Below are 11,430 nucleotides of genomic sequence, written 5' to 3'. Positions count from 1 at the left end.
TTATCAGGACGGGAATCGCGTAGCATGGGATTCGAGGTGACACCGGCGTTCTGGAGCGGCCTCGTCCAGATCATCCTGGTCAACATCGTCCTCTCCGGCGACAACGCCCTGGTCATCGCCCTCGCCTGCCGCAATCTGCCCAAGGGCCAGCAGAAGCCCGCCATCCTGGTCGGCAGCGCTGGTGCCATCGCGCTGCGCATCGTCTTCGTCCTGATCGTCGACCAGCTATTGCAGATCGGCTTCCTCAAGCTGGTGGGCGGGCTGCTGCTGCTGTGGATCGGCGTCAAGCTGGTGCAGGGCGAGGACGAGCACGGCGACGGGGTGAAGGGCGCGGGCTCGCTGTGGGCGGCCGTCCGGACCATCGTCGTCGCCGATGCCGTGATGAGCCTCGACAACGCCATCGCCATCGCCGCGGCGGCGCACGGCAACACCGCCCTCATCGTCCTCGGGCTCGTCGTCAGCGTCCCGCTGATCGTCTTCGGCGCCACGCTGATCATGGCGCTGCTCAACCGCTTCCCCGCCATCGTCATCGCCGGCGGCGGCCTGCTCGGCTGGATCGCCGGCGAGGTGCTGGCGACCGACCCGGCCTATGCCGACACGCTCGCGGCCGCGCTGCCCAACGCCAAGACCTGGTTCGAGATGGGCGGTGCGATCCTGACGGTCGCCATCGGCTTCCTGCTGCAATATCGTGCGCGCAAGCGGGCCGAGGCGCATGACGAGCCGGTCGACCTGGCCGAGCACGGCAGCGGCGGCAAGACGGGCAAGGAGTGATCGACATGGCCAAGTTGAAGGCGATCCTGGTGGCGGTCGACGGTTCGCAGAATTCGGACCGCGCGGTCGGCCACGCCCTCGACCTGATGTCGGGCGGCCTGGCGACCGAGCTGCACTTCCTCAACGTGCAGCCCAATCTCGGCGGCGCCATCTCCTCGTTCGTGTCGCGCCAGGACATCGATTCCTACCACCGTGACGAGGGCAACAAGGCGCTGGCCTCGGCGGTCGAGCTCGCCCGGAAGGCGGGCGTCGCCGCCACGGTCCATATCGGCGTCGGCCGGCAGGGCGCGATCGTCAACGACTTCGCGCGCAAGCTCGGCGCGGGCCTGATCGTGCTCGGCACGCGCGGACATACCGGGCTCGCCGGCGTGCTGCTGGGCTCGGTGGCGCAGGACGTCATCGCCCATGTCGACGCGCCGGTGACGTTGGTGAAGTAGTCCGGTGGCCGGGCCGATGCCGAGTCGCCACGCGCTGGCGCCCTATGCCACCCTGCCGTGGCGGAGCCGCGGCCGGCTTCATCCCGAACCCGAGGCGCCGCCGCGCAGCCCGTTCCAGCGCGATCGCGACCGCATCATCCATTCGACGGCGTTTCGTCGGCTGAAGCACAAGACGCAGGTCTTCGTCTTCCACGAAGGCGATCACTACCGCACGCGGCTCACCCATTCGCTCGAGGTTGCCCAGATCGCGCGCACGATCTGCCGCACGCTCGAGCTCGACGAGGATCTCGGCGAGGCCGTCGCGCTCGCCCACGATCTCGGCCACACGCCGTTCGGCCATGCCGGCGAGGAGGCACTGCACGCGGCGATGAAGCCGTTCGGCGGCTTCGACCACAACGCCCAGACGCTGCGCATCCTTACCAAGCTCGAGGAACGCTATGCCGAATTCAACGGGCTGAACCTCAGCTGGGAAGCGCTGGAGGGCGCGGTCAAGCACAACGGTCCGCTGCTCGAGGGTGGCCGCACGCTCGACGACCTGCCGGCCGCCATCGTCGAATACTGCCGCGACCAGGATCTCGAGCTCGCCGGCCATGCCGGGCCGGAGGCCCAGGTCGCCGCCCTCAGCGACGACATCGCCTACAACAACCACGACATCGACGACGGCCTGCGCGCCGGCCTGTTCGAGGTTGCCGATCTCGCGGAGTTGCCGCTGGTCGGCGAGATGTTCGTGGCGGTCGAGAAGAAGTATCCCGGCATCGGTCAAACACGACTGATCCACGAAGCCGTGCGCCGGGTCATCAATGCCATGGTCGAGGACGTGCTGGCCGAGACGCGCCGGCGGCTGGCCGACGCCGCGCCGAAATCGGTGACCGACATCCGCGCACTTGGCCGGCCGGTTGTCGGCTTCTCCGACGCGATGGCGGCCAACGACCAAGTCATCAAGGCCTTCCTCTACAAGCGCATGTACGAGCACTGGCACCTCGAGCGCACCCACTCCAAGGCGCGCCGCGTGGTGATGGACCTGTTCGGCCTGTTGTTCGCCGAGCCCAACTGCCTGCCGCCGCCCTGGCGCGAGCGCGCCGAGGCGGCCGAGCGGCCGGCGCGGGCCCGCATCGTCGCCGACTACATCGCCGGCATGACCGACCGCTTCGCCCTGGACGAGCACAAGCGGCTCTTTGATCTCTACCAATAAAGTGCAATACCCCGGCGCATGAACCCGTACCGCCATTTCATCGGCGAGATCGAGGCGGCGCTCAGATCCATGCAGGCGGCCGGCGAACTGCCGGCGGCGCTGGATTTCTCGGCCATCACCGCGGAGCCGCCGCGCGATCCGGCGCACGGCGACATCGCCACCAATGCGGCCATGGTGCTGGCCAAGGCGGCGGGCAAGAAGCCGCGCGACATCGCCGGGCCGCTGCTCGCCCGCCTCGAGACCAATGCCGATGTCGTCGACGGCTCGGTGGCGGGGCCGGGCTTCATCAACCTCCGGCTTTCGGATTCGTTCTGGCGCGAACGGCTGCGCGATTGCCTGAAGGCGGGGATCGCCTACGGCGATTCGACGCTGGGCGCCGGCCGCAAGGTGAACGTCGAGTACGTGTCGGCCAACCCGACCGGGCCTTTGCACGTGGCGCATGCCCGGGGCGCCGTGGTCGGCGACGCGCTCGCCAACCTGCTCGCCAAGGCTGGCTACGACGTCACCAAGGAATATTACATCAACGATGCCGGGGCCCAGGTCGACACTCTCGGGCGCTCGACCTACCTCCGCTACAAGGAGGCGCTGGGCGAATCGATCGGGGCGATCCCGGAAGGGCTCTATCCCGGCGAGTACCTGAAGGAGGTCGGCGCGGCGATCGCCGGGCGCGACGGCGCGCGCTGGGTCGACAAGCCCGAGGCCGACTGGCTGGCACCGATGCGGGCCTTCGCCATTTCGACGCTGATGGAGGAGATCAGGAGCGACCTCGCGACCATGGGCGTCGATATCGAGGTCTATTCGTCCGAGCGCGCCCTGGTCGAATCGGGCGCCGTCGATCGCGTGTTCCAGGAACTGTCGCGCCAGGGCCTGATCTACCAGGGCCGGCTCGAGCCGCCGAAAGGCCAGAAGCCCGACGACTGGGAGGACCGCGAGCAGACGCTGTTCCGGGCGACGAAGTTCGGCGACGAGGTCGATCGGCCGTTGAAGAAGTCGGACGGCAGCTGGACCTACTTCGCCAACGACATCGCCTATCACTTCGACAAGTTCCGGCGCGGCTTCGCCGACATGATCGACATCTGGGGGGCCGACCACGGCGGCTACGTCAAGCGCATGAAGGCGGCGGTGAGGGCGATCACCGAGGGCAAGGGCGAGCTCGACGTCAAGCTCTGCCAGCTCGTGCGCGTGATGAGGAATGGCGAGCTGGTGCGCATGTCCAAGCGTGCCGGTACTTTCGTCACCCTGCGCGATCTTCTCGACGAGGTCGGGCCCGACGTCGTGCGTTTCACCATGCTGACGCGCAAGAACGACGCGCCGTTCGACTTCGATCTGGTGAAGGCGACCGAGCAATCGCGCGACAATCCCGTCTGGTACGTCCAGTACGGCCATGCCCGCACGCGCTCGGTGATGCGCCAGGCGGCGTCGGCCGGCCTGTCGACGGACGGGCTGGCGGGCGCGCCGCTCGACAAGCTGACCGACCGTGACGAGCTCGCCATGGTGCGGCTGATCGCCCAGTGGCCGCGCCAGGTCGAGGCCGCCGCCGCGGCGCACGAGCCGCACCGTATCGCTTTCTACCTCTACGACCTCGCGGCTGCCTTCCACGCCCACTGGAATCGCGGACGGGAGGAGCCTGCGCTGCGTTTCGTCGTCGAGGGCGACCCCGAGCTCAGCCGGGCACGCCTCGCATTGGTACAGGCCGTCGGATTTGTGATAGGATCAGGATTAAAGGTCTTCGGCGTGAAACCCGTCGAGGAAATGAGATAAGGACAAATGCACATCCGCCGGTCCCCCCCCGGCGACGGTCCAACGATCTACCGACCCAACGAGTCGGTTGCCGTAAGGCTTGATCCGCAGCCCCGGCCCGTCGCTCACGAACCCGATTCGATTCCGCCGCCGCCGCGGGATTCCCTGCTGTCGCGCGTCAACCGTCGGCGCGGCCAGATCCTGACCGTCATGGTCTCTGTCGCCGCCATCGCGAGCTTCGGCTCGGTCGTCTGGTGGGCCCATAACCAGGACGTTAAGGCCGGCGGCCAGGGGCTCGAGCCGCTGGTGGTCCAGGCGCCGACCACGCCCGCCCGCGTGAAACCCGAGAATGCCGGCGGCCTCGTGCCGCCCAACCAGGACAAGGAAGTCTTCAACCGCATCTCGCCCGGCACGGTGCCGACCCAGCCGGAGAAACTCCTGCCGTCACCGGTCAAGCCCAGTCTGCCGCCGACCGGCCTGCCGGTCCCGTCGGTGCCCAAGGCTCCCGACACCGAGGTCGCCAAGGTGCCCGCGCCGCTGCAGCCGACCGTGATCACCCCCACTCCCGGCAACACGCCCGCGGCGACGGCGCAGCCCGCCGTCGCCGCGCCGGCGCCGACCGGCGCGGGATCGGGGCCCAGCATCGCCAGCCTGATCGACAACATCTCCGGTCCGACCGGTGGCTGGCGCGTGCAGATCGCGTCGGTGAAGACGGAAGACATCGCCAAGTCGACCTGGGCCAAGCTGCAGAATGCCCATGGCGACGTGCTCGCCAGCCTGCGCATGCAGCCAGTGCGCGTCGACCTCGGCGACCGCGGCGTGTGGTATCGCGTGCAGGCCGGTCCGCTCGACGAGAAGCAGGCGCAGGGCGTGTGTGGAACGTTGAAAGGCCGCAAGGCCGACTGCGTCGTCATCCCGCCGGCGCGATGAGCCGCCGGGCCGCGCTGCCTTGAGGCCGAGGGCCGTCATCTTCGGCTGCTCGGGGCCCGACCTCACCGCCGACGAGCGCGCCTTCTTTCGTGACGCCGATCCTCTGGGCTTCATCCTGTTCGCGCGCAACATCGACACGCCCGAGCGCGCGCGTCGGCTGACCGACGATCTGCGCTCCAGCGTCGGGCGGTTCGACGCGCCAATCCTCATCGACCAGGAAGGCGGCCGTGTCGCGCGCCTGAAGCCGCCGCACTGGCGCAAGGCGCCGCCGGCGCGGGTTCTGGGCGAACTTTATCGCAGAGATCCGGAGCGGGGGCTCGAGGCGACGCGCCTCAATTCGCGACTGCTCGCGGCCGACGTTGCCTCGATCGGTTGCGACGTCGACTGCCTCCCCGTGCTCGACATCGCCTTCCCCGAGACCCATGCTGTGATCGGCGATCGTGCCTATGCCTCGGCCCCCGAGCCGGTCGCCGCGCTGGGGCGCGCCGCCGCGGAGGGACTGCTCGGCGAAGGTGTCATGCCGGTGATCAAGCACATCCCCGGCCACGGTCGCGCGACGGTCGATTCGCATCACCACTTGCCGCGTGTCTCGGCCTCGCGTGCCGAACTCGAACGGCACGACTTCCTGCCCTTCAGGCTCCTGGCCGATCTGCCGTGGGCGATGACCGGACATCTGCTGTTCGACGCCGTCGATCCCGAGCGCGCCATCACCGTTTCGGCAGGGGGCGTGAAGGATGTGATCCGCCGCCATATCGGCTTCGATGGGCTGCTGCTGTCGGACGACCTCTCCATGCAGGCCCTCGGCGGCACGCTGGGCGACCGCGCCGAGCAGGCGCTCGCCGCGGGATGCGACATCGCCCTGCACTGCAACGGCCGGATGGACGAGATGCGCGAGATTGCCGCGCGGACCGGACCGATGAGCGCTGCGGCACAGCGCCGCTTCGATGCCGGTCGCAGCCATCTGGAGCGCCATCGGCGACCGCTCGGCAAGGCCGGGTTGGCGGAAGCGGCCAGGCGACTCGCCGCGTTGCTGCCGGCATGGGGATAAGGCCGCCAAATCCAGTGGCGGCCGGACCTGCCGCTGATAAAACCAAAGCGGATGAGCCAGACAGAAAGCCCGCTTCCTCCTGACGGATTCGCCGCCGCCGGCCCCGACATGATCGCGCCGGGCGAGGGCGAGTTGATCGTCAACCTCGAGGGCTTCGAGGGGCCTCTCGATCTCCTGCTGACCCTCGCTCGCGACCAGAAGGTCGATCTGCGGCGCATCTCGATGGTGGCGCTCGTCGACCAGTATCTGGCGCACGTCGCACAGGCGCGCCGGCTGCGGCTCGAGCTCGCCGCCGACTATCTGGTGATGGCCGCATGGCTCGCCTACCTGAAATCGCGCCTGCTGCTGCCCGAACCTCCGGCTGGCGAGGAGCCGTCGGGCCAGGAGATGGCCGACGCGCTGCAATGGCAGTTGCGCCGCCTCGAGGCGATGCAGGAAGCCGGCGTGCGCTTGATGGCGCGTCCCCAGCTCGGCAAGGATATCTTCTCGCGCGGCCAGCCCGAGGGCGTCGTCGTGGTGCGCCGCGCGATCTGGGACGTCAAGCTCTACGACCTGCTGCAGGCTTACGGCCACCAGGTGCGGCCCAAGGATGCCGACACCTATCAGATCGAGCCGATGCAGTTCTTCTCGGTGGAGGAGGCGGCAGAGCGGCTCGGCCGCATGCTCGGCATCGCCATCGACTGGCAGTCGCTCGAGGCCTTTCTGCCGGCGGGCCTCACCGATCCGACGCGGCGGCGTTCGGCGCTCGCGGCGACCTTCGTCGCCGGCCTCCAGCTCGCCAAGGACGGCTCCGTCGAGTTGCGCCAGGCCGAGCGCTTCGGCCCCATCTATCTGCGCAAACGTAACGAGCAACGGTGACGGTGCTCTCCCATGTCTGAAGCCGAGAACCAAGTGACGGACGTCTTCTCCCCCGACCACGCCCAGCATCTGCGCCTGCTGGAGGCCCTGATCTTCGCCGGCACGCAGGCGCTCGACGAAAAGGATCTGGCGGACCGCCTGCCCAACGACGCCGACGTGCCGCGCCTGCTGGCCGACCTCGGCGAGATGTATGCCGGCCGCGGCGTCAACCTGGTGAAGGTCGCGGGCGGCTACGCCTTCCGCACGGCGCCCGATCTTTCCGAGAAGCTCAAGATCGAGCGCCCGGTGACGCGCAAGCTGTCGCGCGCGGCAATCGAGACTCTGGCGATCATCGCCTATCACCAGCCGGTGACGCGCACCGAGATCGAGCAGGTGCGCGGCGTCGGCCTGAGCAAGGGTACGCTCGACCTGCTGTTCGAGCAGAACTGGATTCGCCCGATGGGCCGCCGCCGCGCGCCGGGCAAGCCGGTGACCTGGGGCACGACGGATTTCTTCCTCGAGCATTTCGGCTTGCCGAGTCTCGACGATCTGCCGGGCAACGAGGAACTCAAGGCCGCCGGCCTCTTGGACCCGCGCGCCCAGCCCCCCATATTCAGGCCTGAGGAGCCCGATCTGCCGTTGGAGCCGGGCGAGGATGAGGCCGATGAACCTTTGGCCGCCGACGAGGCGAGTCGGTAAGACAGGCCGATAGGCCGCATTTCGGCCGCATTCGATGTGTTGCCGGGCCTTCGGCCCGGGTGCCATAATCGCGCGACGGCGATCGCAATCGTTTTCTGGGAGCAATTTCATGGGTAGCTTCAGCGTATGGCACTGGCTAATCGTGCTGGCCGTCGTGCTGCTGCTGTTCGGCGGTCGCGGCAAGATCTCGCAGCTCATGGGCGACTTCGGCAAGGGCCTCTCGGCCTTCAAGAAGGGCGTCGGCGGTGGCCAGGAAGAGGCCCAACCGCCCGCCGGTCAACCTGGCGACACGGCCAAGCCGATCTCGGCCCAGGCCACCACAAACCCGCCGAGCGGCGAGGTTCGCCAGGACAGCACCGCCAAGGTGTGACGGCCGGTCCGGCCGTCCGGTAGCGCCCGATGTTCGGAATCGACAGTCCCGAGCTGCTGGTCATCGCGGTCGTGGCCTTGATCGTGATCGGCCCCAAGGAACTGCCCGGCATGCTGCGCTCGTGGGGCAGCTGGATGGCCAAGATGCGCGGCATGGCGGCGGAATTCCGCGGCCATGTCGACGAGATGGTGCGCCAGTCCGAGATCGATCAGGTCAAGAAGCAGCTCGAGTCGGCGCCTGGTCTCGATCTGCAGGCGCTCGACCCCACCCGCGAGATCAAGAGCGCCATTCAGGAAGGCATGACCGAGACCGAAAAGGCCATCGCCGAGGCCAAGAGCACGTTCGACAATCCCCTGGCCGAGCCCGAGTCGGCGCCGCAGGTCGCGGCCGAAACGCCTGCGCCCGCCCTCGAGGCGCCGACGCCGGACGCTTCGACCGCTCCGGATCAGCAGAAGTCTGTAAAGGCCGCCGCCGAATAGGCGCCAATTCGCGCTTTGAATTGTGGCGCAAACGGCGGCATAAGGCGGCTCCACCATTGGTCGCTTTCCCTTGACCGAAGCCACGCACGACGGACCCGAAGACGACAAGCCGATGCCGCTGCTCGATCACCTGATCGAGCTGCGCAAGCGGCTGATCTATGCGCTGGTCGCGTTCTTCGCCGTCTTCTTCGTCACGTTCTATTTCGCCAAGCCGATCTTCTCGTTCCTGATGCAGCCGGCGCTGGCCGACGGCTACAAGGTCGTCGTCCTCGACATCTTCGAGTTCTTCTTCGTCACGGTGAAGCTGTCGGCCTTCGTCGCCCTGATCGTCGGCTTCCCGCTGATCGCCGTGCAGATCTGGCTGTTCGTCGCGCCGGGGCTCTATCGCCACGAGAAGCGCGCCTTCGTGCCGTTCCTCGTCGCCACGCCATTCATGTTCTATGCCGGCTGCGCGCTGATGTACTACGTCGTGTTGCCCTACGTGATCAACTTCATGCTCACGCAGTACGCGCCGCCCGACATCGAGAAGACATTGCGCTCGTCCGACTACCTCGAGCGCATCCTGCAGCTGGTGTTCGCCTTCGGATTTGCCTTCGAGGTGCCGGTCCTTCTGACGTTGCTGATCCAGGTCGGCATCGCCTCCTCCGAGGGGCTGCGCTCCAAGCGCCGCTACGCCATCGTCGTCGCCTTCGTCATCGCCGCCATCCTGGCGCCGCCCGACGTCATCAGCCAGATCGCGCTCGCCATCCCGTTGATGGCGTTCTACGAGCTCAGCATCGTGATCGGCCGGGTGATCGAGAGGAAGCGCGAGGAGGCCGACAAGAAGGCGGAAGAAGCCGCCGGCAACTGATCATGCACGACATACGACTCATCCGCGACGACCCGGCGGCCTTCGATGCCGGCCTGAAGAAGCGCAACCTCGCGCCGCTCTCCGCTGAGATCCTGGCGATCGACGCGCGCCGGCGGTCGGCCATCACCGAGAGCGAGGGGCTGCAGGCGAGACGCAAGGCGCTCAGCCAGCAGATCGGCATGGCCAAGCGCAAGGGCGAACCGGCCGACGCGCTGATGGCCGAGGTCGCCGCGCTGGAGGAGGGCCTCAGGAAGGGCGAGGCGCTCGCCGCCGAGTTCGATGCCGAGTTGACCCGGCGACTCGAGGTGCTGCCCAACCTGCCGCTCGCCGATGTGCCCGACGGCATCGACGAGACCGCCAATGTCGAGCTGAGGCGCGTCGGCAACCAGCGCAACTTCGGCTTCACGCCCCGGGACCACGTCGCGCTCGGCGAGGCGACCGGCGAGATGGATTTCGGCCGCGCCGCCAGGATCTCCGGCGCGCGCTTCGTCTTCCTCAAGGGCCATCTGGCGAAGCTCGAGCGGGCACTCGCCCAGTTCATGCTCGACCTGCACACCAGCGAGGAGGGTGGCTACACCGAGGTCAATCCGCCGCTGCTGGTGCGCGACAACGCCGCCTATGGCGTCGGCCAGCTGCCGCGCTTCGCCGAGGAGATGTTCCACACCGACAACGGCTACTGGCTGATCCCGACCGCCGAGGTGCCGCTCACCAACCTGGTGAACGACAGCATCGTCGAGGAGCGGGACCTACCCTTGCGCTTCACCGCCTGGAGCCCGTGCTTCCGCTCGGAAGCCGGCGCCGCCGGCAAGGACACGCGCGGCATGATCCGCCAGCACCAGTTCCCCAAGGTCGAGCTGGTCAGCATCACGACGCCCGAGCAGTCGGCCGCCGAGCACGAGCGCATGACCGGCCGCGCCGAGGAGGTACTGAAGCGCCTCGGCCTGCCGTTCCGCACCATCGTGCTGTGCGGCGGCGACATGGGACCGGCGTCGCGCAAGACCTTCGACATCGAGGTCTGGCTGCCCGGCCAGAACGCTTATCGCGAGATCTCGAGTTGCTCGAACTGTGGCGACTATCAGGCGCGGCGCATGAACGCCCGCTACCGCCCGAGGGAAGGCAAGGGCACGCGCTTCGTCCACACGCTGAACGGCTCGGGGCTGGCCGTCGGCCGCACGATGATCGCCGTGCTCGAGAACTATCAGAACGAGGACGGCTCGGTGTCGCTCCCCGACGCGTTGCTGCCCTACTTGGGGGGCCTGAAGACGATCCCGGGGGAGCGCAAATGACGCCGCAGCAGATCGCCAAGGCGCGCATCCTCGTCACCAACGACGACGGCATCAACGCGCCGGGCCTGCAGGCGATGATCGACATCGCGAGCCAGCTCTCGCCCGACGTCTGGGTGGTGGCGCCGGAGTACAACCAGAGCGGGGCCGGCCATTCGCTGTCGCTCACCCATCCGGTGCGCGCGCGCCAGCTCAGCGAGACCAAGTATGCCGTCGAGGGCACGCCGACCGACTGCGTGCTGTTCGCGGTCAAGCATCTGCTGAAGGCGCGCAAGCCCGACATCGTGCTGTCGGGCGTCAATCGCGGCTCGAACATGGCCGACGACGTGACCTATTCGGGCACGATCGCCGGCGCCATGGAAGGCTGCCTGCTCGGTGTCCCCTCGATCGCCTTCAGCCAGGCCTACACCCATCCCCATCCGCTGAAATGGGAGACGGCGACCCAGTTCGGCGCCGATATCGCGCGCCGCGTGCTGGCCGGCGGCATCCCGAAGAACGTGCTGGTCAACGTGAACTTCCCCGATGTCGTGGCGGCCGACGTCAAGGGCATCAAGGTGACCCGGCAGGGCGTGCGCGCCTTCGGCGGCTACATCGACGAGCGCACCGACCCGCGCGGCGGCACCTACTACTGGATCGCCTATGCGCCCGGCGAGCACGACCGCGACGAGGAAAGCGACATCACGGCGGTGCGCTCGGGCTACGTCTCGGTGACGCCCCTGCATCTCGACCTCACGCACGAGGCGACGCGCCGCAAATTTGGCGCGTTGTTCGCGGGCGGCTGACGGCCGATGGCC

13 protein-coding genes are annotated in these 11,430 nt (G+C 68.1%); all 13 read left to right on the top strand.

The annotated features are described in order from the left end of the window. Positions 1 to 24 precede the first annotated feature (24 nt). The 13 genes from KIT25_17995 to surE all read left to right on the top strand — a co-directional run bounded on the left by KIT25_17995 (position 25) and on the right by surE (position 11,418). The gene (locus tag KIT25_17995) at positions 25 to 771 is read left to right on the top strand and encodes a TerC family protein (protein UYN93925.1); all 747 of its coding nucleotides are present in this window, start codon (positions 25 to 27) and stop codon (positions 769 to 771) included. Positions 772 to 776: 5 nt separating this feature from the next. Then, positions 777 to 1,208 carry a universal stress protein gene (locus KIT25_17990; protein ID UYN93924.1) on the top strand — a complete coding sequence of 144 codons (432 nt, stop codon included), beginning with the start codon at positions 777 to 779 and terminating at the stop codon, positions 1,206 to 1,208. A 16-nt stretch (positions 1,209 to 1,224) separates the two neighbouring features. Then, positions 1,225 to 2,400, top strand: a complete 1,176-nt coding sequence (locus KIT25_17985) for a deoxyguanosinetriphosphate triphosphohydrolase (protein ID UYN93923.1) — start codon at positions 1,225 to 1,227, stop codon at positions 2,398 to 2,400. Positions 2,401 to 2,418: 18 nt separating this feature from the next. Continuing rightward, the gene (locus tag KIT25_17980; GenBank protein ID UYN93922.1) at positions 2,419 to 4,161 is read left to right on the top strand and encodes an arginine--tRNA ligase; all 1,743 of its coding nucleotides are present in this window, start codon (positions 2,419 to 2,421) and stop codon (positions 4,159 to 4,161) included. Positions 4,162 to 4,350: 189 nt separating this feature from the next. Next, positions 4,351 to 5,070 (top strand): SPOR domain-containing protein, encoded by a 720-nt coding sequence (locus tag KIT25_17975; GenBank protein UYN93921.1) that lies wholly within the window; start codon positions 4,351 to 4,353, stop codon positions 5,068 to 5,070. Between the two features lie 19 nt (positions 5,071 to 5,089). Then, on the top strand, positions 5,090 to 6,118 hold the full coding sequence (gene nagZ / locus KIT25_17970) for a beta-N-acetylhexosaminidase (GenBank protein ID UYN93920.1): 1,029 nt from the start codon (positions 5,090 to 5,092) through the stop codon (positions 6,116 to 6,118). A gap of 51 nt (positions 6,119 to 6,169) precedes the next feature. After that, positions 6,170 to 6,976, top strand: a complete 807-nt coding sequence (locus KIT25_17965) for a segregation/condensation protein A (protein ID UYN93919.1) — start codon at positions 6,170 to 6,172, stop codon at positions 6,974 to 6,976. 12 nt (positions 6,977 to 6,988) lie between these two features. Next, on the top strand, positions 6,989 to 7,654 hold the full coding sequence (scpB, locus tag KIT25_17960) for an SMC-Scp complex subunit ScpB (GenBank protein ID UYN93918.1): 666 nt from the start codon (positions 6,989 to 6,991) through the stop codon (positions 7,652 to 7,654). 109 nt (positions 7,655 to 7,763) lie between these two features. Then, on the top strand, positions 7,764 to 8,024 hold the full coding sequence (locus KIT25_17955) for a twin-arginine translocase TatA/TatE family subunit (protein ID UYN93917.1): 261 nt from the start codon (positions 7,764 to 7,766) through the stop codon (positions 8,022 to 8,024). Positions 8,025 to 8,053: 29 nt separating this feature from the next. After that, the gene (gene tatB, locus KIT25_17950; GenBank protein ID UYN93916.1) at positions 8,054 to 8,503 is read left to right on the top strand and encodes a Sec-independent protein translocase protein TatB; all 450 of its coding nucleotides are present in this window, start codon (positions 8,054 to 8,056) and stop codon (positions 8,501 to 8,503) included. A gap of 112 nt (positions 8,504 to 8,615) precedes the next feature. Beyond that, positions 8,616 to 9,353 (top strand): twin-arginine translocase subunit TatC, encoded by a 738-nt coding sequence (gene tatC, locus KIT25_17945; GenBank protein ID UYN97978.1) that lies wholly within the window; start codon positions 8,616 to 8,618, stop codon positions 9,351 to 9,353. Positions 9,354 to 9,355: 2 nt separating this feature from the next. Next, positions 9,356 to 10,639, top strand: coding sequence for a serine--tRNA ligase (gene serS / locus KIT25_17940; protein ID UYN93915.1), 1,284 nt, complete (start codon positions 9,356 to 9,358; stop codon positions 10,637 to 10,639). After that, positions 10,636 to 11,418, top strand: coding sequence for a 5'/3'-nucleotidase SurE (gene surE / locus KIT25_17935; GenBank protein ID UYN93914.1), 783 nt, complete (start codon positions 10,636 to 10,638; stop codon positions 11,416 to 11,418). The genes serS and surE overlap by 4 nt, the downstream gene beginning before the upstream one ends. The last annotated feature ends 12 nt before the right edge of the window (positions 11,419 to 11,430 follow it).

Origin of the sequence: Enhydrobacter sp., from assembly GCA_025808875.1 — a bacterium.
Lineage (GTDB): Bacteria > Pseudomonadota > Alphaproteobacteria > Reyranellales > Reyranellaceae > Reyranella.
The sequence above is the reverse complement of the archived record's forward strand: the minus strand, read 5'-3'. Positions and strand labels throughout refer to the sequence as shown.